This window comes from Rossellomorea aquimaris (assembly GCF_020172085.1).
In the GTDB taxonomy this organism is placed as follows: Bacteria; Bacillota; Bacilli; order Bacillales; family Bacillaceae_B; genus Rossellomorea; species Rossellomorea aquimaris_E.
This window is the reverse complement of the sequence record NZ_JAIVAT010000009.1, coordinates 49,049-68,650: the sequence shown is the minus strand read 5'-3', so window position 1 is coordinate 68,650 and position 19,602 is coordinate 49,049. Positions and strand designations below refer to the sequence as shown.

22 protein-coding genes are annotated in these 19,602 nt (G+C 43.9%); 12 read left to right on the top strand and 10 right to left on the bottom strand.

Annotated features, from left to right (window positions below; all coding sequences use genetic code 11):
- Positions 1 to 98 precede the first annotated feature (98 nt).
- The gene (locus LCL96_RS20025) at positions 99 to 1,478 is read left to right on the top strand and encodes an alkaline phosphatase (RefSeq protein WP_224944684.1); all 1,380 of its coding nucleotides are present in this window, start codon (positions 99 to 101) and stop codon (positions 1,476 to 1,478) included.
- 55 nt (positions 1,479 to 1,533) lie between these two features.
- On the opposite strand, the gene LCL96_RS20020 is transcribed toward LCL96_RS20025, so the two are convergent.
- Positions 1,534 to 1,713, bottom strand: coding sequence for an H-type small acid-soluble spore protein (locus tag LCL96_RS20020; protein ID WP_224944683.1), 180 nt, complete (start codon positions 1,711 to 1,713; stop codon positions 1,534 to 1,536).
- 110 nt (positions 1,714 to 1,823) lie between these two features.
- Between LCL96_RS20020 and LCL96_RS20015 the strand changes: the two genes are divergently transcribed.
- The gene (locus LCL96_RS20015; RefSeq protein ID WP_224944682.1) at positions 1,824 to 1,970 is read left to right on the top strand and encodes a hypothetical protein; all 147 of its coding nucleotides are present in this window, start codon (positions 1,824 to 1,826) and stop codon (positions 1,968 to 1,970) included.
- Between the two features lie 51 nt (positions 1,971 to 2,021).
- Here the strand turns inward: LCL96_RS20015 and LCL96_RS20010 are convergent, their stop codons facing one another.
- Positions 2,022 to 2,162, bottom strand: coding sequence for a hypothetical protein (locus tag LCL96_RS20010; RefSeq protein WP_224944680.1), 141 nt, complete (start codon positions 2,160 to 2,162; stop codon positions 2,022 to 2,024).
- A 178-nt stretch (positions 2,163 to 2,340) separates the two neighbouring features.
- On the opposite strand from LCL96_RS20010, the gene LCL96_RS20005 reads away from it, so the two are divergent.
- Positions 2,341 to 3,723, top strand: a complete 1,383-nt coding sequence (locus LCL96_RS20005; protein WP_224944674.1) for an esterase/lipase family protein — start codon at positions 2,341 to 2,343, stop codon at positions 3,721 to 3,723.
- A gap of 50 nt (positions 3,724 to 3,773) precedes the next feature.
- Here the strand turns inward: LCL96_RS20005 and LCL96_RS20000 are convergent, their stop codons facing one another.
- On the bottom strand, positions 3,774 to 4,088 hold the full coding sequence (locus LCL96_RS20000; RefSeq protein WP_224944672.1) for a thioredoxin family protein: 315 nt from the start codon (positions 4,086 to 4,088) through the stop codon (positions 3,774 to 3,776).
- A gap of 124 nt (positions 4,089 to 4,212) precedes the next feature.
- On the opposite strand from LCL96_RS20000, the gene LCL96_RS19995 reads away from it, so the two are divergent.
- Positions 4,213 to 5,253: an oxidoreductase gene (locus tag LCL96_RS19995; protein ID WP_224945067.1), complete on the top strand. Its 1,041-nt coding sequence runs from the start codon at positions 4,213 to 4,215 to the stop codon at positions 5,251 to 5,253.
- A gap of 45 nt (positions 5,254 to 5,298) precedes the next feature.
- On the opposite strand, the gene LCL96_RS19990 is transcribed toward LCL96_RS19995, so the two are convergent.
- The 4 genes from LCL96_RS19990 to LCL96_RS19975 all read right to left on the bottom strand — a co-directional run bounded on the left by LCL96_RS19990 (position 5,299) and on the right by LCL96_RS19975 (position 10,150).
- Positions 5,299 to 6,405: a Ger(x)C family spore germination protein gene (locus tag LCL96_RS19990; RefSeq protein WP_224944670.1), complete on the bottom strand. Its 1,107-nt coding sequence runs from the start codon at positions 6,403 to 6,405 to the stop codon at positions 5,299 to 5,301.
- Positions 6,402 to 7,490 (bottom strand): GerAB/ArcD/ProY family transporter, encoded by a 1,089-nt coding sequence (locus tag LCL96_RS19985; RefSeq protein ID WP_224944668.1) that lies wholly within the window; start codon positions 7,488 to 7,490, stop codon positions 6,402 to 6,404. The genes LCL96_RS19990 and LCL96_RS19985 overlap by 4 nt, the downstream gene beginning before the upstream one ends.
- Positions 7,491 to 7,508: 18 nt before the next feature.
- On the bottom strand, positions 7,509 to 9,014 hold the full coding sequence (locus LCL96_RS19980) for a spore germination protein (RefSeq protein WP_224944666.1): 1,506 nt from the start codon (positions 9,012 to 9,014) through the stop codon (positions 7,509 to 7,511).
- A 179-nt stretch (positions 9,015 to 9,193) separates the two neighbouring features.
- Positions 9,194 to 10,150 (bottom strand): ABC transporter substrate-binding protein, encoded by a 957-nt coding sequence (locus LCL96_RS19975; protein WP_224944663.1) that lies wholly within the window; start codon positions 10,148 to 10,150, stop codon positions 9,194 to 9,196.
- Between the two features lie 209 nt (positions 10,151 to 10,359).
- Between LCL96_RS19975 and LCL96_RS19970 the strand changes: the two genes are divergently transcribed.
- From LCL96_RS19970 to LCL96_RS19950, 5 genes are read left to right on the top strand one after another with little or no spacing between them, the layout of a single operon-like run.
- Positions 10,360 to 11,346, top strand: coding sequence for a FecCD family ABC transporter permease (locus tag LCL96_RS19970; protein WP_224944660.1), 987 nt, complete (start codon positions 10,360 to 10,362; stop codon positions 11,344 to 11,346).
- Between the two features lie 3 nt (positions 11,347 to 11,349).
- Positions 11,350 to 12,405, top strand: coding sequence for a FecCD family ABC transporter permease (locus tag LCL96_RS19965; RefSeq protein ID WP_224944658.1), 1,056 nt, complete (start codon positions 11,350 to 11,352; stop codon positions 12,403 to 12,405).
- A gap of 15 nt (positions 12,406 to 12,420) precedes the next feature.
- Positions 12,421 to 13,239 (top strand): ABC transporter ATP-binding protein, encoded by an 819-nt coding sequence (locus LCL96_RS19960; protein ID WP_224944656.1) that lies wholly within the window; start codon positions 12,421 to 12,423, stop codon positions 13,237 to 13,239.
- A 29-nt stretch (positions 13,240 to 13,268) separates the two neighbouring features.
- Positions 13,269 to 13,991: an IucA/IucC family C-terminal-domain containing protein gene (locus LCL96_RS19955; RefSeq protein WP_224944655.1), complete on the top strand. Its 723-nt coding sequence runs from the start codon at positions 13,269 to 13,271 to the stop codon at positions 13,989 to 13,991.
- 29 nt (positions 13,992 to 14,020) lie between these two features.
- The gene (locus LCL96_RS19950) at positions 14,021 to 14,275 is read left to right on the top strand and encodes a DUF2573 family protein (protein ID WP_224944654.1); all 255 of its coding nucleotides are present in this window, start codon (positions 14,021 to 14,023) and stop codon (positions 14,273 to 14,275) included.
- Between the two features lie 300 nt (positions 14,276 to 14,575).
- On the opposite strand, the gene LCL96_RS19945 is transcribed toward LCL96_RS19950, so the two are convergent.
- Together LCL96_RS19945 and LCL96_RS19940 are read right to left on the bottom strand one after the other, a co-directional pair.
- Positions 14,576 to 14,860 (bottom strand): spore coat protein, encoded by a 285-nt coding sequence (locus tag LCL96_RS19945; protein ID WP_224945066.1) that lies wholly within the window; start codon positions 14,858 to 14,860, stop codon positions 14,576 to 14,578.
- 79 nt (positions 14,861 to 14,939) lie between these two features.
- The gene (locus tag LCL96_RS19940) at positions 14,940 to 15,197 is read right to left on the bottom strand and encodes a hypothetical protein (RefSeq protein WP_224944653.1); all 258 of its coding nucleotides are present in this window, start codon (positions 15,195 to 15,197) and stop codon (positions 14,940 to 14,942) included.
- A gap of 315 nt (positions 15,198 to 15,512) precedes the next feature.
- On the opposite strand from LCL96_RS19940, the gene LCL96_RS19935 reads away from it, so the two are divergent.
- From LCL96_RS19935 to LCL96_RS19925, 3 genes are all read left to right on the top strand, one after another.
- Entirely contained in the window at positions 15,513 to 16,430 is a 918-nt protein-coding gene (locus tag LCL96_RS19935; RefSeq protein WP_224944652.1) for a proline dehydrogenase family protein, read from the top strand.
- A 66-nt stretch (positions 16,431 to 16,496) separates the two neighbouring features.
- On the top strand, positions 16,497 to 17,006 hold the full coding sequence (locus tag LCL96_RS19930; RefSeq protein ID WP_224944651.1) for a GNAT family N-acetyltransferase: 510 nt from the start codon (positions 16,497 to 16,499) through the stop codon (positions 17,004 to 17,006).
- 83 nt (positions 17,007 to 17,089) lie between these two features.
- Complete coding sequence (locus tag LCL96_RS19925; protein WP_224945065.1) at positions 17,090 to 18,553, top strand: potassium/proton antiporter; 1,464 nt, start codon at positions 17,090 to 17,092, stop codon at positions 18,551 to 18,553.
- A gap of 92 nt (positions 18,554 to 18,645) precedes the next feature.
- Here LCL96_RS19925 and LCL96_RS19920 read toward each other — a convergent pair whose 3' ends face one another.
- Complete coding sequence (locus LCL96_RS19920) at positions 18,646 to 19,530, bottom strand: bile acid:sodium symporter family protein (RefSeq protein WP_224944650.1); 885 nt, start codon at positions 19,528 to 19,530, stop codon at positions 18,646 to 18,648.
- Positions 19,531 to 19,602 lie beyond the last annotated feature (72 nt).

Below are 19,602 nucleotides of genomic sequence, written 5' to 3'. Positions count from 1 at the left end.
TACACATTCTTTACACTCCTGTATTTGAATTGCAAATGCTTCTTCATATTTCCCCTTTATTCTTCTACATGTACCACGAATTATAGGAGGTAGGGAAAATGAAGAAATCAATGAAGAAGATCCTTCCGTTAGCGGTAGTTTCCACATTAGCTCTTGGAAGTGTTATAGGAATGAATCAGGACGACACAGAAGCAAGTGCGAAGGAATCCAAGAACGGCAAAGCCAAGAACGTCATCTTTATGATTGGTGATGGAATGGGTGTACCATATACAACCGCCCTTCGTTACATGAATGATAATCCTGATACGATGGAAATGGAGAAGACGGCATTTGATCCTTACCTTGTCGGACTACAAACGACGTATCCGGAAGATGAAAAAGAAAATGTAACAGACTCTGCAGCTGCCGCAACAGCAATGAGTGCTGGTGTAAAAACATACAATAACGCGATTGCAGTAGATAATGATAAATCAAATGTGAAAACAGTTCTCGAGCAGGCGAAAGAAAATGGCATGTCTACAGGAATTGTAGCTACGTCAGAAATCACGCATGCGACACCGGCATCTTACGGAGCACATGAAGAATCTCGTAAGAGTGAAGATGCGATTGCAAATGATTATTATGATGAAATGATCAACGGCAAGCATAAAATTGACGTTATGCTTGGTGGAGGAACGGATTTCTTTGAGCGTGATGACCGTAATGTGGCAGAACAGTTCAAGAAAGACGGATATAGCTATGTTAAATCGGCTGATGAACTAAAGAAAGATGATAATAAACAAATCCTTGGACTTTTCGCTGAATCAGGAATGGACAAGATGATCGACCGTGATGAGAAGCAACCAAGCTTAGCAGATATGACGACTGCTGCCCTTGACCGCTTAAAAGGCAATAAAGATGGATTCTTCCTGATGGTGGAAGGTAGTCAAGTCGACTGGGCAGGTCATGATAATGATGTTGTCGGTGCTATGAGTGAAATGAGAGACTTTGAACAAGCATTTGAAAAAGTAAGAGACTTTGCTAAAGAGAATGGTGAAACATTAGTCATTGTTACAGCTGACCATTCAACAGGTGGTATCACAATTGGTTCTGACGGTGAATACAACTGGGATCCGGCTCCAATCCAAGCAGCAAAGCATACACCTGACTATATGGCAGAACAAATTGTGAACGGTGCATCGGTTGAAGAAACCTTAGCGAACAATATCGACCTTGAATTGACGAAGGAAGAAATCGCTTCTGTGAAAACAGCTGCTGAAAAAGGCGATCAAACGGAAATCGATAATGCGATCGAAAAGATTTTTGATAAACGTTCAGGTACAGGCTGGACATCGGATGGACACACTGGTGACGACGTTCCTGTATACGCGTTCGGCCCTCAAAAAGAGAAATTTGCCGGCTTAATCGATAATACAGATCAAGCGAACCAAATCTTTGAACTATTAAAGAACAAAGGGAAAATCAAAGACAAAGAGTAAGATGTTTATAAAAAAGACCACGTTGGGGTAACAGCCTACAACGTGGTCTTTTTTCTTATGCCTCTTCTAAATCATTAATACTTACTTCAGAACGCTCTTCCAATGGTCCGCGAAGATGCACAACGGCTGTTTTTCCATCTTCAGATACAGAGTCGATCCAAACGGATACATCTCTATACTTCACTTCAATGTCGGCTGAAGAAGACAGTATCTGCTTTACTCGATTTTGATCCATGTCCATTACCTCCTCAAGTCACTTTCAATGATAGTGTGTCCCATTAAGGAAGAACCATGACCGTATATTTTATATGAAATCCCATATTCTAAATGTGAAAGGGTGATAATATGAAAAAGCAGGAACAGTCAGCAACTGAAGCCAATATTGAATTGAATGAACGATTGTATGGAGGCGGGGATAAGGAAGTTGACCCCGGGCACATTCACGTTGAATCAAACATGATCCCTGTGAATATCCAGGATGAAGACGAATAGTCCTTCTTTCATCATACTGAAACCTGCCTGAACTTCAGGCAGGTTTTTTGATTATTTCGTTTTATTTTTCTGATCTTTATTATGCTTATTCCCCTTACTATTGTCCCCGCTGGTGATTTCACTAGCAAACTCTGTCGTTCCGCGTTTCGGTGAATTTTGGTTTTCGCTGCCTTGATTATTTTTCTTTGTCAAAGGAATCCCTCCATTTTAGTAAGTAAGATCGATATTAGTTTTCGATAAGGACATGGGTACTATTCAATTTTGGGAGAATATATGTCTTTATTCCTGAATTTAACAATGAGGGTGAATTTTTATCAATGCTCAACGATAATGAAGGAAAGAACGTCTTTCTTAAGGGAGGGCAATAAGAATGAAAGAAAGTGTGAAGGGAATACAAGGGGATACAGGAAAACCAGGCAGCTGGTTCAAAGATGAAGAAGCAGCGAATACGGATGGGTTTCCAATCCTGTTTGTCCATGGCATCAATACATCATCAGAAACGTGGCTATCAGATAACGATATGCTCCGGATTATTCGGGGAGCAGGTTATCAATCTCTATTCATTGACTTGCACCGAGACGAAGATATGTGGACGAATGGGGAGATTCTAGCAGATAAGATACGTGAAATGTACGATTCTTTAAAGGAGAAGCTCGTTATTGTTGGTCACAGTAAGGGAGGAATCGATGCCCAAGCCGCATTGATCCATTATGGTGCTTCACCCTATGTGGAACGTGTCATCACACTCTCAACCCCTCACCATGGATCGGAGCTTGCAGATCTTGCTTTTAGTAAATGGGCGGGATGGCTGACGGATGCTCTTAAAAGTAAGACTCCTGCCGTCTTTTCACTGCAAACGGGTTATATGAGGGGATTCAGATCGGAAATGGACGAACATGATCTTGCCAGAAGCATCCCCTTTTATACATTTGGCGGTACAGGCTGGGGAGGGGCCCAAACTGAACTCTTTTGGGGCGGTCTATATTTGAGCCGATTTGGTCAAAGTGATGGTGCCGTCCTGGTAAAGAGCTCCCGGCTTCCTTATGGCAAAGAAGTGGAAGTGAGGGACTGGACACATAAGACGATCAAAGAGGGAAGCGAGATTTTTCCATATATGAAGGGTCTGTTTTTGGATGAAGTGAAAGATGTGAATAGTGCTGAAGCAATCAATCACCTGACGGAAGAGGAAACGTCGTTCCTTCACAGGGGCGGGGCAGTGGACGGGATGGGGGTGGAATCCTTCGCTGTGGAAGAAGGAGTAGAGAGACTCACCATTAACTGGGTCAGTAATCAGCGGGATACGCTGTATGAGCTGGTGGGTCCGGACGGTCAGGTGTACAAGCAGTGGGGGATGGCAGAAGATGCTACAGGATTTTTCCCCGGAGCTTTTCACCACACCCACTTTCTTTCAGATCCCATTCCTGGAAGGTGGGAAGTGAAGGCTCACACGTGCCGGAAAGAACATTATATGCTAAGCATTCTCTTTCATAAGAAACCAGCAGTGGTTTCATTGGGTAAGAATGATCAAATATCAAGAAAGACTTATACAATACATCATATTCCTATGAAGAGTGTGACAAAGCCTTCAACACTCATAACGTCTGAAGATCTGTCTTCATTGCCGCTGGCGGACTTTGGGGAAGGAATCCATAACATCACCCTTGACCTGGAAGGGAAAACGGTGGATGGAAACGAGTACCAACGAACGGTGATTCAAACGGTGTATGTGGACGGGAAGGGAAATATCTATTAAGTCAGAAACAAAGGTCCGTCCCTCTGTATAAACGGGGACGGACCTTTGGATTAAAGTGTGTTCAGGAACTCTGTCACTTGTTCTGGTGATTTGGCGTGGGCGCTGTGCAGGTGGGCGATTTTTTCGCCGTTTTTGTAAACGAGCAGGCTTGGGATGCCCATGACATCATATTTTTCGGCGATTTCCGGGAATTCGTCCTTGTTGATGTCATACCATTTATATTGATTGAATTCTTCCATGATTTCATCAATGAACATGTCCATGCGGCGGCAGTCAGGGCACCAGTCTGCATGGAATTTTACGATGACAGGTTCTGTTGATGAGATCAGGTCGTCAAAGGTTTCTTTATTTTTGATTGATTGCATGTTGATAACCTCCCTTTCCCATTTATTTTATACAAAACATTGCCGGATTGTAAAACGAATCATTTTTCGTCTGACTTTGTACATGATAATATGAGAATACATTTTGATAGAAAAAGGTGACAATATGCAGCCCATAAAAGTTGGTTTAGCCGGGTACGGTTTTTCAGGACAAAGTTTTCATCGTCCTTTACTATCCCATTTAAAGGAATTCCAAATCGAAGCGGTACTGTCTTCCAATGAAGAAAAAGTGTTGAATGACATCGAAGGAACGACTGTCGTGTCATCACTTGAGGAGTTGCTTCAGAAAGATATAGAATTAGTGGTCATTACGACTCCTAATCACATTCACTATAGCATGATTAAACAATCGTTATTATCGGGTAAGCACGTCATTGTTGAGAAACCGTTTGTAACGAACAGCAAGGAAGGGGAAGAGCTTTTGGCTTTGGCCAAGGAGAAAGGCCTGCATCTCTCCGTCTTCCATAATCGTCGCTGGGATGCTGATTTCTTAACGATCCAGCAGTTGCTCAAAGAGGAAGCACTGGGGCAAATCTATACATACGAAGCTCATTTTGACCGTTTTCGACCTGCCATTAAGGACCGTTGGAAAGAGAATAAGATCGAGGGGGCTGGTGTGTTGTATGATTTGGGATCCCATCTCCTGGATCAGGCCCTTACGTTGTTTGGGAAACCACATTGGGTACAGGCGGATGTCTTTCCTCAACGAAATCCTGATAAAGCGGAAGATTACTTCCTTATCACTCTTGGATATGACGTATTGAGAGTACAGCTGTACTCACGCTCGATCGTCCTCGATCCAGGACCGCGTTATCAGGTTCATGGACGAAAGGGAAGCTACGTGAAGCATGGAATGGATCGTCAGGAAGATGATTTGAAGGCCGGGAAAAATCCTCTATCTGAAGAGTGGGGAATGGAAGACGAAGAAAACTGGGGCGTCCTGACAACCATTTCGGGTGACGATGTGACATCTGAAGTCATTCCATCTGAAAAAGGGGATTACACTCAATATTATCTGGGTGTATATGGAGCTCTAAGAGAAGATAAACCTCTTCCCGTAGGCCCTGAAGACGCTTTACAAGTCATAAAATTAATTGAAGCATGTAAAGAAAGTGCAGAAAATGGACGAGTCATCACCATGGCGTAATAGCGGAAGGCTCCCTTCGTGAGAAGGGAGCCTTTTTAAGTTACATTATTCCACCGTACCTGCTTCTAAAATCTGAACCTTTGCATTCACGTTGAATTTCACTTGCGGATAGATACTGTCTTCCCATTCTTTAAAATCGAAACCACGTATACCATGCTTTTGGTTTTGTCCGATGCCTACAGGATCAATCCCTAACTCCTGGAATTGCTTCAGCATCTTCAGGCAGTTTTTTTCAATATCTTTTTTCATTTGTTTTTCTACTTCACTCACTTTGTCGGGAGTCAATTTTTTACCTGTATATTCCCGGATAATTCCCTTTAATTTTATTTGGATAGACACTTCGACAGGGTCGGTATTATGTTTGACGATAATTTTACTCTTGGATTTAAGACTCGTGACAGAAGCCTCAACGGACTTTTCAATATGGCCGCTGTTTCTTTCTTTCCCCATTTTAATGACGTGACTGCCTTCTGCGTACTTATCCACCAGCAGTTTAAAGTAAAACATATCTTTAGCAGGGATCTTCTTTACCATTTTATCTTTATCAAATAAAGCAACCCCTGTAATAGTGACACTTTCTTTGGAGATTTGCTTTAAAACTGGGAGATACGGTGTCTGTCCTTCTTGAAAATAATCAAATACGAACATATGAAGGTTGGTCGCGGGTAATTCTCTCCGGTTAATGTTATGGTTAATCAGATTGTAGAGGTATGTACCGTTCCCCCTTAATCCATAATTCCCTTTGATGAGTTCCCCTGCTTCTCCCTCTGTGACGGTTAAATAGAGACGAGCTCCGACACTGGCGTCTCTTTGAAGGGAATCCCCGATATCGATGATCCCTTTCCTTGCTAACTCTTCCCCAATCAACACGATGTCCAGGCCGCCGCGTACCAAGGGCTGTTGTGATCTTCTTTCCAGTTTTTCCAATACTTCACGGGTAGAGGAGGCCTCTGCAGAAAGGGTCCCATTCTGAATAGACTTATCGGCTAAATAGATTGGGAAAAGGGAAGTGCCCCTTATCTTATCCTCTCCTTCGTAATCGAAAGCTTTCGCTGTTTCAATATATAAGTCATCCAGGATTTCTCTTTCCACACATCCTGTCAGGAGCATAGAAGAGATCAGGATTGAAATAAATAAGAAACGTAATTTCATTGTTTACGCCTCACTTTCATCATGATGATCACAAGTAAAAGGAGTACAGGGATGTAAAGATAGTTTATATAAAAGCCAATTTGCCCTGAAATGTTATTCAGGAAGTTCACTTGTTTTCGATCTGCAAAAAACGTAAGAGTAGATAGGCATAGGATGCTTATGATTAATAGCGTAGTCCTATGTTTTAACGGTGTCATTCGTTTTAATATCCTGCTTGCACACCAGATGGCAATGCACACGTTTGGTAGAATGATCAAGCACCAATTGGCGATTCCGATATATTCAAATCGTTCCACAAATGGCATTTCGACGATTTTCCACATGGATAGGGTAGCCCAGACGGTCTTTTCCAATTGTTTCTGGCTAAAGAATGCAAATGAAATGACAGCTAATAAAGTGTAGAGAAAGGTTGTGAAAAACAAACCCCAATGGGCGTACTTTTGAGATTTTTTTGCGTCTTTTACAAAAGGGTAAATGATCAGAATCGATTCATAACCTAAATAAGTCAGGGACATGTTCTTTGTAGAAATCAATAAATCTTTTACAGTATGATCAAAGACTGGTAACACATTTCTAAAGTCTGAATATCTAAAGGTGAAAGCGAAAGTTAAAATAAGATAACTCGGAAGGATGATTCCGAAAAAAGCCGTTCCGGTAATTGTTCGGACACCGCCGTTCACAATGTAATAGACAAGCATGAGAAAGAATAAGGAGAAGAAAAACGTACTTAATCTTGGGTACATCCACACCTGCAACACCTCGATATACGTCCTCAAAATGGTGATCACGAGCAAACTGAAATATACGACAAAAAAGAAATTGAATACATTCCCGATCCATTTTCCAAAGACAAGAGTATGAGCAGACACAAGATCTCCATCCACCTTATTTAAAATAAGGTACATCATGATCATAATAATGTGAGTGGATATCCCTGCCAGAATGACAGAAATCCATCCATCATACCCTGCATTTACTGAAATGATACGCTGGAATCCGAGAACTCCCACCCCTACTTGGATGGAATGAACGAGAAAGAAGACAAGGAACGGCGATATTTTTCTTCGATCCGGAACCGGCTTCACATTGATCACCTCCTACCATTATTCATCAATATCAAGCTTTTTCTTCCCTTCTGCCTGGCGGAATCTAAATGGCTTCTTTGTCCGTAAATACTCCGGACGCCCTCTTTGTTTGCTGAAAGGAAGTCGAATGAGTGCATCTTTAAGGTCCTTTACCCTGGGCGGGTATAGAGGCTCTAAAAAAGGTCTGCCTAAAGACGATAACTGTAAGAGATGTCCCATAAGAAGGCAGAAACAGAAAACGATCCCCAACAATCCCCAAAGTTGTGCGAATAAGAGGAAGGGAAAACGCAGTAGACGAATGGTATTACTCATGCGATAAACGGGTGTAGTGAAGGAAGCCAGGGCAGCAAGTGCCACCAATATGAGCAGTACATTACTCGTGATCCCCGCTTCAACGGATGCCGTCCCGATTACGATACCCCCAACGATACCGATCGTCTGGCCGACCTTGGTCGGCAGTCGCGCCCCTGCTTCCCGCAGCAGTTCGATCGTCAATTCAAGAAACAACGCCTCAAGGATCGGAGGAAGGGGAATTTCCTGTCTCGATGTAATGAGGGTTGCCATTAGGTCCTTTGGAATAAGTTCATAATGATACGTCAGTGCCGCCACATAGATCGGTGTAATCAAAATGGAAAAGGCCACGGCAAATACACGAACGAGACGCAGGAATGAGGAAATGAAGAAATTCAAGAAATAATCCTCATATGCGTTAAAAAATTCTACAAGAGTGGTTGGCCCTATCAACGCATGGGGAGAACCGTCCACTAAGATGGCAATTTTCCCTTCCACTAATACAGAAGCGACCCGGTCAGGTCGTTCAGAGTCCAATAGCTGAGGGAAGGGGGATTTGCTATTATCGGCAATCAACTGTTCAATAAAGGAACTGTCCATGATTTGATCGAAGTCCACATCCCTTAACCGCTGCCGCACTGTATTGACGTTGGCTTCATCTGCCAATCCATCTATATAAAGCAGTACGACACGGGTGTGGGTAAGCTTTCCTAGGTTGAACTCCTCCACCAGCATTTCCTTGATGGGGAGCCTTTTTCTAAGCAAGTTTAAGTTATCGCTGAGTGATTCGACGAAAGCCTCTTTAGGTCCGACGACGCTGAACTCTACTTCCGGTTGGGAAACTTTCCGCCCCATTTCATTTTTCGTTGCGATGAAAGCGAATTTTCGATTGGAAGCATCCATTGTTAAGAGAGTATAACCGTTATAGAGCTTCTGTTCGATTAGTGTTTCATCTGTAGAAAGTTGAATATCCAATACCGGAACCAACGTTTTTAAATCATCCAGGGAATGAAATTCCTTGGATAGTAATGAGGGGAGGACGTCCTCCTGCAGGATTTTTCCATCTATCAGCGTCGTGACAAAGTGCAGGCTGAACTTGACCCCGGTGTGGGGGTTTTGGTAAAAGGCCTGTTTGTAGTCAGCGGATTTTTTCGCTTCCTTTCTCAGACTCTCATATGATTGTTTTTTCTTACTCTGATCGTTGTTCTTCTTGTTTTTAAAGAATGGAAACATACTAATCCCTCATGTCCGATGTATGGTCTATCCTGTAGTGTTTCCGAAAAAAGGAGAAATATGAAAAAAGGAGGAGGATGAGGAAAATAATTGGAGATGGATGCGAATGTGGAGTCGTGTGCCGAGGCTGTGAAAGAAAAAAAAGCTGGAAGGGTAATCCCTTTCCAGCTTTCCTATGTTTATTCCTGATCTAAGAAATACTTCTCAATATCATCCAGCATTTGATTCGCTGCGATGACACCGCCTGCTGTATTCCAGATGGCATCGTCCACCTCAATGACGCGGTCTTGTTTCGCTACTTCAAGGTTTTGGAATAGAGGGTCGTTGATCCACTCGTCCGCCAGTTTATTCGCTTCACCATCGCCTGTTTCATAGGTGAAGTAGAATAAGACATCTCCATCCATTGCAGGGATGCGCTCTTTCGTTACACCCTTTTCAGCGAAGTCGTCTACATCTTGACCTTCAGGACGGGCAAATCCTAATTGATCCAGAATGACACCTGAGAACGAATCTTTATGGTAAATACGAACATCGCCTGCCAGGAAACGGACCATGGAAACTTGTTGATTCAGTTTATCTCCAAGCTTTCCTTTAATGTCTTCGATACGCTGATCATATTCACCGAGTACTTCTTTCCCTTTTTCTTCTTTATTTAATGCTTTCGCATACAATTCGAAGTTTTCTTTCCAGTCTCCACGAAGAGTTTCAGCCATTACCGTAGGAGCGATCTCCTTCAGCTGATTGTATTGTTCTTCCTGACGCATTTTGTTCCCGATGATCAGGTCGGGCTGAAGCTTCGCGATGGCTTCCATGTTTAGTTCGCTCTCTGTTCCGACTACCTCAACATCTTTCATGTCGTCGGCGATATGATCGTACCAAGGATCACCTGTCCAAGATTGAACGGCACCGACCGGTGTGACGCCCATTGAGAGAAGGGCTTCTGTACCTTCATTTGTAAGGATGACGACTTTCTTAGGTGTACCTTTGATTTCTGTCGTACCCATTGCATGTTCAACTGTATATGATTCTTCTTTTTTATCATTTTCTGCTGGCTCTGTTTCTTCTTTATTCCCGCAAGCCGCAAGAAATAGAAGGGTAGAGATGAGCAGGAAAGATAGTAAACTTCTTATTTTCATATGTAAATCCTCCTGATATGATTTTATCAATGATAATGATTATCATTTACACTCATTATAGTAGTTGAGAAGGTTTTCATTGTCAATACCTAATTGATAATGATTTTCAAAATCATTGACGCTACTATTAATCTTCTTTAAAATGGTAAGAGAAGAACTGAGCGTGATATTCCTTATGTAGTCACTAGGAATAGAAAGGTTAGCACATAATGAAAATTCAAAAACAACTCTTACTATTTATAGGTACATTCCTTTTCCTAATCCTGTGTATCGGCATCAGTATTGTATACGGATACACCGATACGTCATGGAAAACAGCTGTAGAGGCTTTTACCCATCCAACGGGATCGACTGAGCATATCGTTCTCCAGACAATTCGGTTACCAAGGGCCTTGATTGCCGCGACAGTGGGGGCATCCCTTGCGATTTCAGGAGTCCTGATGCAAACACTGACAAAGAATCCCCTCGCTTCTCCAGGGATATTCGGCATCAATGCCGGAGGGGCCTTTATGGTGGTCGTGGCGGTCACACTCTTTGGAGTAACCAATCTTCAGTCCTTTACGTGGCTCGCCTTTCTTGGAGCAGCTATTGCAGCTGTCGGGGTTTTCATCGTTAGTTCCGCGGGAGATAAAGGCCTGACACCAATGAAGTTGACGCTGGCAGGAGCGGCCATAACGGCGATGTTTTCTTCCTTTACACAAGGATTGCTGGTACTGAATGAGGCAGCGCTTGAGCAGGTATTATTCTGGCTGGCAGGGTCTGTTCAGGGTAGAAGTCTGGAAATATTGAATGGAGTCTTTCCTTATATCGTCGCAGGCTGGATTCTTGCTCTGCTGATTGCAGGCAAGATGAACATCTTGGCCATGGGGGAAGATGTGGCAAAAGGGCTCGGCCTGAAAACGACCTTGATTAAATTCCTTGCATTGGCGGTCGTCGTCCTGCTGGCAGGCGGTTCTGTCGCCGTTGCCGGTCCCATCGGGTTTATTGGGATTGTCATTCCCCATCTAGCCAGGAAAATCATCGGGGTGGATCATCGTTGGCTCATCCCCTTCTCGGGACTTCTTGGTGCGGTGTTGCTATTGGCCGCTGACGTTGGAGCCCGTTACGTCATCATGCCCCAGGAGGTGCCCGTTGGTGTCATGACTGCCATCATCGGCGCACCGTTCTTCGTGTATGTGGCAAGGAAGGGGTTTTAGCAGATGAATCGATTTATAGGTAAACGTTGGCTTAAAGACCGGGTATCCATGCTCGTGGATCTATCTGCCCTTAAGAAAGTGATCATCCTCGGCTTGATTACATTGGTTGTTCTTATTATAAGTACAGGGATAGGGGATATGAAAATCGCTCCATGGAAGGTGGTAAGTGTCTTCTTTGGAGGTGGGACAAGCTTGGAACATCTCGTGGTGACGTCATTCCGTCTTCCACGGATCATCATTGCACTCCTTGCAGGAATGGCACTGGCGGTTGCAGGGGGGATTCTTCAGGGAATGATCCGAAACCCTCTTGCTTCACCTGATATCATAGGGATCACCGGGGGGGCAGGAGCTGCAGTCGTCGCCTTTCTGACCCTCTTCAGTAACGACGACAATACATTGATGGTCAGTGTGAAATGGCTGCCTGTCGCTGCCTTTATCGGTGCGACAGTCATTGCCTTTCTCGTATACTTTTTAGCTTGGAGAAGGGGGGTATCTCCCGTCAGGCTCGTGTTGATCGGGATCGGGATATCAGCTTTAACCCAAGCCTTGACTACATTGCTTATGATCCTCGGACCGATTTACCGGGCGAGTCAGGCAAATATCTGGATCACCGGTACCGTGAACGGCTCGGATTGGCAGGATGTATGGATCTTACTTCCGTGGAGCTTGGTCTTTATCCTGTTAAGCTTCTTTATCACCCGTCAGTTGAATATACAGGAACTAGGCGAAGAAATTGCAACAAGTGTCGGAGGGAATGTCCAGCTTCAGCGCTTCTTCCTCCTCCTCATGTCAACGGCTTTCGTTGGTGGAGCGGTTGCCTTTGCAGGGGGGATCGGGTTTGTAGGACTGATGGCTCCCCATATGGCACGACGGATGGTCGGGTCTTCATTCGGGGCATTGCTTCCGACCGCAGCCTTGATCGGCGGGATTCTCGTCATGGTTGCGGACCTGATCGGGAGAACTTTGTTCCTGCCACTGGAAGTCCCGGCCGGTGTCTTTACGGCAGCGATCGGGGCACCGTATTTTATCTATCTGTTATTTAAAACAAGAAATTCTTAAAGGAGTTGGCCATAGATGAGTGACGCATTACAAACGAAGGATTTGACTCTATCTTACGGGGAACGGACGATTATTGACGAACTGAATATTAGCATTCCACAAGGGGAGATTTCGGTCTTTATCGGTGGAAACGGCTGCGGTAAATCGACCCTTCTCCGTTCCATCGCCCGTTTGCTCAAACCGAAACAAGGATCGGTTTTATTGGATGGGGAGGCAATTTCTCGTTTATCAACGAAAGAAGTCGCTCGTAAAATGGCCATTCTCCCTCAATCTCCGACAGCTCCTGAAGGACTGACCGTCCTTCAGCTTGTCAAGCAGGGCCGCTATCCTCACCAAACCTGGTTGAAGCAGTGGTCACAGAAGGATGAAGAGATTGTGCAGAATGCACTGAAAGCGACGAAGATGGAGGAACTGCAGCATCGGAAAGTGGATGAACTTTCCGGCGGTCAGCGTCAGCGTGCGTGGATTGCCCTGACGCTTGCCCAGGATACAGACATTATTCTTTTGGATGAACCTACGACATATCTTGATATGACCCATCAGATCGAGATCCTAGACCTCCTGTTCGAGTTGAATGAGAAGGAACAGCGTACCATCGTCATGGTTCTACATGACCTTAATCTCGCCTGCCGATATGCCCATAATATCGTGGCAATCCGGGATAAGCAGATTTATGCCCAAGGGAAGCCTGAAGAGGTAATCAGCTGTGAACTCGTGAAGAATGTATTCGATATGGACTGCCAGGTATCAAGGGATCCATTATTCGGCACGCCATTATGTATCCCATTCGGGAAAGGGCGTTGCATCCTGAAGGACGCAGTTGAAACAGGATGAACTCCCTGACTGAGGAGCAAAGGGATGTCTTGAGGAAATACCGGGTTCATACGTCTCCTCCTGCCACAGAGGGAGTGGAAGCAAATTGTTTTCTTGACAGTGATGAGATGGGGGAGTATCTGTCTCGGCGTCGCTCCTTGATTAGCACCGAAGATCTTAAAGTGGCAGCGTCCTTATTTATGAAACGCTATGCTTTTGTATCGGCCATGGCATTACTGGCCATGACGTATTGGAATAAGAAATTGAATCTTACACCTGAAAACCTGATCATGGTCGATGGTGATAAAAATGGGCTATGGATGCCTCAATTTCACTTGAAGGATGCGTCGGTGACCGAGTTCAGATCTCTTGAGGAAAAGGATGAGTTCATTCGATCCGTCTTCGGGGACCACCTTGATCAAGTGATACAGTCATTAAAAAAAGCGACGAAGCTTTCAAACTTGATTCTATGGGAGAACATCGCCGTATATGTATTCTGGATATACGAGAATGACGACTTCCTCCTAAATGAAGGAATGAGGAATTGGCGAGACGACCAATTTCAGCGTCTTCTTTTAGATGAAAACAGCGGATGGTTCGGCAGGTACCAAACCAATCCACTGGCTAGTTATTATAGTAGGAAAGTAAATGTAGAGGGTGTAACGGAGAAGGTTCGTGTCCGGAAAACATGTTGCTTCTCCTATAAATTGGAGAACGGGGAACAGTACCGTTGTAAAACATGTCCGCAAACCTGTCTAGTGAAAAAGTCTTGATTTTTTGTATTCACAAGGAGGCTATCCTAATGAAGGAACAATTCGATGCATTGATTGAAAAGTACACAGAGCTCTTAGTTGGTGAGACCGATCCCGAAAAGAAAGAAATGGTGACACAATACGCTCTTTACTCATTCATCGCCAAAAACATGCCCGCCCTCGTGAAGCATTGGAATTCACTCTATCCTGAAGGCAAAGATGAAATGAAACGGATCGTCGGTGAGATCAAAGAGCTGAATGAAGCTCATCGCGCGGAAATGAGCAGGAGGAAGAATGAAGAGTAATGGTTTTGTTTGAAAAGTACCCTTTTGATGAGTAGAGGGTGCTTTTTTTATTGGATTTTGATTCATATGGGGAGGAGGAGGGAGCTTTTCAGTGAGTTTAGAAACGTATTACTAATATATGATGAATTTCAAAGTGGAAAGCATCGGCATCAGGGCTTTTATTTTCAATTTAGCTGTATTTATTTTCAAATCTCAACTTTTATTTTCAAAACGCAAAAAACTTCATGGAAGCTGCAAGCTCATACTCACCACACACTCTAATCCCATCAAAAAAAGGCAGACCAAAGTCTGCCTCCACAATTATTGAACCTGTCCACCATACCCATAAGGGAATTGACTGGAATACTGCTGGTGCTGCTGATAGGATTGCTGGATTTTTTGACTGTCGGCAGCCTCAAGCTTGTACCAGCCCTTACGGAACATTTCATTGTATAATTCACGCTGTGCATTTTGGGTTTCATTAAAGATGGTCAGGAGATCCTGATATAAGGCTTGATGACTCGCTTCATTCAAAGCCGTACAATAGGAAGCTGTCATATATTTTTCATGTGACAGAATATCCGTAATAAAGTCCCGGTCATTCATTTGTGGAGTTTCCGGCACTTGAGATTGTGGATTCTGAATTTTTTGCTGATTTGGTTGATTCACGTAAGAGGACTCCTTTCTACATCATGTTTTGATTGGTGGTGTTTAAATGGGCAAGCAGTTGCTGATAGTGACGCTGATGCATCTGGCCGCACTTATCCAGCTCAGCCTTGATGCTGGCATCCTGACAATGGGCTGCTGCAAAATGACACTTCTTCATGGCGGTCAGATTCCAGGCAAGCATGTCATTTAAATACAGTGAATCCTTCGTCGTAAGCATGTGTGGGGGCTGTTTATACGCTTGCTGCTGGCTCCCTTGTTGAGGTTGTTGTTGCATGTTCTCTTCCTCCTTTTCCATGTTTTCAATACCTCCTTCTTTGTGCCTGATGAATAGGTAATAATACCCTGTATACGGCAGGCTGAGAAAGCGGTATTATCATAGAGCAAAGTTTATTTTTCCTACGATTCACCAGTCTTATTCACGGATTGACAAATTTCGATAATATTCTACTAAGAAAGTATTGAAAGTATATTCAAAACGTTTAAAAGGTGATAAAATGTTGATAAATAAATAGTATGAGCTTTTTCTTTTTTATCAATTAAGAAAACGGTTTCATAGTATGCTATATATGTTTTTCAGGGGGTAAGCAACATGGAGCAAGCAATGCGTAATTTCTTTTTATTCCTTTCAAAAAATAAGCCTATGACGAAACTTGCTAAGAAATATGGCCTGCGTTTTGGTGCCGGTCGGTTCGTTGCAGGGTCTTCCATCCTGCAGGCAGTTGAGGTTATTCGCGAGCTGAATAGTCAGAATCTTGTTGTAACGATCGACTATTTGGGAGAGTTTGTGGACAATGAGCGTGAAGCAAACGAAATGGCCCTTGAATGCGTAGAGGCTATTCGTGCAATCGGAAGAGAGAACCTTAAATCTCAACTATCCCTTAAGATGACATCGATGGGGCTGGATATTTCTGAAGAGGTTGTCATGAAGAACATGAGAATGATCCTTGAAGAAGCAACCAAACAGAACGTATTCGTTACCATTGATATGGAAGACTACTCCCGTTGTGGAAAGACCATTGATATTTTCACGCGTCTGAAGTCAGAGTATGATAATATCGGCACGGTCATTCAAGCCTATTTATATAGAACAGAAAAGGATATCGATGATTTGAATGCGTATTCCCCCAATCTGCGTCTTGTGAAAGGGGCTTATAAAGAGTCACCTGAAGTTGCGTTTCCCGAAAAGAAGGATGTAGACGATAATTTCAAAAAAATCATCAAGACTCATTTGTTGAATGGCAACTATACTGCCATCGCCACTCATGATGATGAGATGATCGAATATACGAAGAGACTCGTGGAAGAATATAAGATTCCACGTGATCAATTCGAGTTCCAAATGCTTTTTGGTATCCGTGTGGAGCGTCAGCATGAGTTGGTCAAAGAAGGCTACAAGATGCGCGTCTATGTTCCTTACGGTACTGACTGGTATGGTTACTTCATGAGAAGACTGGCGGAAAGACCAGCCAACGTCGCTTTTGTTCTAAAAGGGGTCATGAAGAAATAATAGTAAGTAAAAAGTAGACTCTATGGATGTTCATAGGGTCTTATTTATTTTTCGGGAGGCTGGAAAATGAGAATTGTTCCTTTTAGAGTGGAAGGGAAATACTTTAAGAAAATGATCCGGTTGTATTGCGATCTGTTCGAGGTAGATGCCTTAGGGATGGAAGTTCAGTTCAAACGTCATTCGACGTACCCCCTTTTTGAAGGATATCTGGCTATTATCAATGAACAAGTGGCAGGATATATTTATGGGTACTCTTCCCTGAAAGGTCAGTACTATCACGATTTACTCGCCCGTCATTTACGAACTGAACCAGAATGGATGAATCATTGCATGGAACTGGTTGAGCTTGGTGTCGATCCGAAACATAGGAGCAGGGGAATCGCGAAGCATCTGGTTGAACGATTATTGCAAAATCGAACAGAGGAAAAGGTCCTTCTGACGACGCGAAAAGATAATCATACAGCTATCGCCTTTTATCATAAAAGTGGCTTTAAAATCATTCGGGAGGGCTTCTATCCAAACGTACCCCACGAATATATCATCATGGGGAAGCATTTAGTAAAAACGGGACGATAGCAGGGACGCATAATAATTGTTACGTAATTCACAATGTTATATAATAATAGGGAAAAATCTTCATGAAAATAAGAGGAGATATGATGGAAATCACAATCGATAACTTGACCCTGCTGCTTGGCCTTTTACTATTGGTCGGTGTCATCACTGCTAAATTCTCCACACGCTTAGGCGTTCCCTCGCTGATTTTGTTTATCGTTGTGGGAATGGTCCTGAATACATACTTTTTCTTCGACAATGCCCCCATCACTCAATTCATCGGAACTCTTGCACTCATCATCATCCTGTTCGAAGGCGGTCTTCAAACAAAATGGGACAATGTGCGAAGCGTATATAAACCAGCCCTTTCACTGGCAACCATCGGAGTAGTCGTGACAACCGTTTCCATCGGAGTGGCGGCCAAATACATCCTCGGTGTGAGCTGGCTTGAAGGAATGTTGTTCGGGGCCATCGTCGGCTCAACCGACGCTGCCGCGGTGTTCTCGGTATTGGGAAATAAGAACATCAAGCCGAAAATCTCATCCACACTGGAAGCAGAGTCCGGAAGCAATGACCCCATGGCGATTTTTTTGACAGTAGCATTTTTACAGCTGATTCAATTTCCCACGTTGAATCCTGCCAGCTTGATCCTAAGCTTCTTTTGGCAGATGGGAATGGGATTGGTGCTTGGTCTCGTGCTTGGAGTGGCTTCCGTCTGGATCATCAACCGAATCAATCTCGATTCATCAGGATTGTACCCGGTTTTATCCATTTCCTTGGCCATCTTTACGTATGCATTCACGAGCATACTGGAGGCAAGCGGACTGTTGGCTGTGTATATCATGGCCATCGTGGTGGGGAATAAGGAATTGACCTACCGTCACTCAATCGTCCGTTTCAATGAGGGATTTGCGTGGATGATGCAAATCGTCATGTTCATCCTTCTGGGGTTACTGGTCTTTCCCCAGCACCTTCCAGGGATTGCATGGCAGGGAATCGCACTTGCCATCTTATTGATTGTTGTTGCCAGACCACTTGGAGTCTATTTAAGCCTGGCACTGGCAAAGAGTTTCACCATAAAGGAAAAATTCTTCATCTCGTGGGCCGGATTAAAAGGGGCGGTCCCGATCGTATTGGCCACGTACCCCATGGTGGCGGGGATTGAAAACAATGAAGTACTCTTTAACGTCGTGTTCTTCGTCGTTCTCTTATCCGCTCTCATCCAAGGGACGACAATTTCTCCACTGGCAAATTACCTAAAGCTAGCTGGTGAAGAAAAGCCTCAGATCGCCCACAGCATTGAACTCGTATCAATAGGAAAGACAAACAATGAGATGCTTGAAGTGCTGATTAACGAGGACGCCTATATTACGAACAAGGCGATCAAGGAGATTAATCTTCCTGAAAAAACGTTGATCTCCGGAGTGATTCGCAGCAATGAGCTGATCACACCCATGGGGGATACCGTGATCAAGGCAGGAGATACCCTGTATGTACTCGCTGATAAAAGTCAGAGAAAACGCATCAATGAGATGCTTAATGCAAGACGGAAAGTGAGTATCACATAAAAAATGGACCAATGATTTGGTCCATTTTTTTATCCTCGATCTTTCATTTCTTTATGGTGAAATAAGAAACCGAATAATGAAGCAAGTACTTGCTAAAACAACATCCCGATCACCACGGGCACGGCAACAGGGGCAGGAAAGTAATGTACTGCAATGACTGCTCCTGCGCTGATATTTCTCATTCCTCCGGTAAACAAAAGGCTCGCTTTCGTTTCTCTCTCTTGTTGGAGGAGGGAGGAAAGGAGCCAGGAGAGAGCGAATCCGGATAGGGCGATGAAAAGGACGGCGCAAGCAATCAGGAGCAGCTTGCTGTCGATGATTCTTAAATAGGGTGCGACAGCGGAGCTATTGATGGCCACAACCACACCGATGGCGATTTTAGCAAAAGGTGCAAGCTTTACGCCAAGGGTATCCTTGATCTTTCCTTTGGTAATCTGATTACATAGCATCCCAATGAGAGAAGGAATGACCACCATAAACAATAGGCCGATCATAATGTCCCCGATATTCATCTCGACTTTCTGGCCAACAAATAAAGTGAGACTGGCAGGTACAATGAAAGGCGACAGGATCGTATCGATTAGTATGATCGATAATGCCAAACCGATATTTCCTTTATAAATACTTACCCACACAAAGCTTGTGATCCCGGTTGGAATGACCATCGCAAGAATCAGTCCTGTAATGGTCAGGCCGTCCCCGTGGAAGACAAGATGCCCCACTCCAAATGCCCAAAGAGGCATGATGAGGTGGAGGATGAAAAGTGCCGATAACAGCGGCAGAGGATATATAAATGCTTTTTGCAGGGAACGGAAATTGGAACTGAGACTGCCCGAGAACGTCATAAAGGCAAACACCCAAGGCACTAGGTAGGTGAAGGGGGACAAGTGGCCGGCAAACAGCACACCAATCAGTACCGCTGATGGAGTGATAAAGGGCATCAGCTTTTCAAGTTGTGAATTAAGTGATTGCAGCATTGTAAAACGCTCCTACATTTGAAATCAATATCGTTTATCATATCACGTATGTGTGAGTCATTCTTTTAAATA

What these genes read in the sequence shown, in the direction of transcription:
- LCL96_RS19930 (WP_224944651.1), top strand. Translation starts at nt 16,497, where the DNA reads ATGAGAATTGTTCCTTTTAGAGTGGAAGGGAAATACTTTAAGAAAATG.
- LCL96_RS19925 (WP_224945065.1), top strand. Translation starts at nt 17,090, where the DNA reads ATGGAAATCACAATCGATAACTTGACCCTGCTGCTTGGCCTTTTACTA.
- LCL96_RS19920 (WP_224944650.1), bottom strand. Translation starts at nt 19,530, where the DNA reads ATGCTGCAATCACTTAATTCACAACTTGAAAAGCTGATGCCCTTTATC.
- LCL96_RS19980 (WP_224944666.1), bottom strand. Translation starts at nt 9,014, where the DNA reads ATGTTTCCATTCTTTAAAAACAAGAAGAACAACGATCAGAGTAAGAAA.
- LCL96_RS19990 (WP_224944670.1), bottom strand. Translation starts at nt 6,405, where the DNA reads ATGAAATTACGTTTCTTATTTATTTCAATCCTGATCTCTTCTATGCTC.
- LCL96_RS19995 (WP_224945067.1), top strand. Translation starts at nt 4,213, where the DNA reads ATGCAGCCCATAAAAGTTGGTTTAGCCGGGTACGGTTTTTCAGGACAA.
- LCL96_RS20020 (WP_224944683.1), bottom strand. Translation starts at nt 1,713, where the DNA reads ATGGATCAAAATCGAGTAAAGCAGATACTGTCTTCTTCAGCCGACATT.
- LCL96_RS20000 (WP_224944672.1), bottom strand. Translation starts at nt 4,088, where the DNA reads ATGCAATCAATCAAAAATAAAGAAACCTTTGACGACCTGATCTCATCA.
- LCL96_RS19935 (WP_224944652.1), top strand. Translation starts at nt 15,513, where the DNA reads ATGGAGCAAGCAATGCGTAATTTCTTTTTATTCCTTTCAAAAAATAAG.
- LCL96_RS19975 (WP_224944663.1), bottom strand. Translation starts at nt 10,150, where the DNA reads ATGAAAATAAGAAGTTTACTATCTTTCCTGCTCATCTCTACCCTTCTA.
- LCL96_RS20005 (WP_224944674.1), top strand. Translation starts at nt 2,341, where the DNA reads ATGAAAGAAAGTGTGAAGGGAATACAAGGGGATACAGGAAAACCAGGC.
- LCL96_RS19940 (WP_224944653.1), bottom strand. Translation starts at nt 15,197, where the DNA reads ATGCAACAACAACCTCAACAAGGGAGCCAGCAGCAAGCGTATAAACAG.
- LCL96_RS19945 (WP_224945066.1), bottom strand. Translation starts at nt 14,860, where the DNA reads ATGAATGACCGGGACTTTATTACGGATATTCTGTCACATGAAAAATAT.
- LCL96_RS20025 (WP_224944684.1), top strand. Translation starts at nt 99, where the DNA reads ATGAAGAAATCAATGAAGAAGATCCTTCCGTTAGCGGTAGTTTCCACA.
- LCL96_RS20015 (WP_224944682.1), top strand. Translation starts at nt 1,824, where the DNA reads ATGAAAAAGCAGGAACAGTCAGCAACTGAAGCCAATATTGAATTGAAT.
- LCL96_RS19965 (WP_224944658.1), top strand. Translation starts at nt 11,350, where the DNA reads ATGAATCGATTTATAGGTAAACGTTGGCTTAAAGACCGGGTATCCATG.
- LCL96_RS19970 (WP_224944660.1), top strand. Translation starts at nt 10,360, where the DNA reads ATGAAAATTCAAAAACAACTCTTACTATTTATAGGTACATTCCTTTTC.
- LCL96_RS19950 (WP_224944654.1), top strand. Translation starts at nt 14,021, where the DNA reads ATGAAGGAACAATTCGATGCATTGATTGAAAAGTACACAGAGCTCTTA.
- LCL96_RS19960 (WP_224944656.1), top strand. Translation starts at nt 12,421, where the DNA reads ATGAGTGACGCATTACAAACGAAGGATTTGACTCTATCTTACGGGGAA.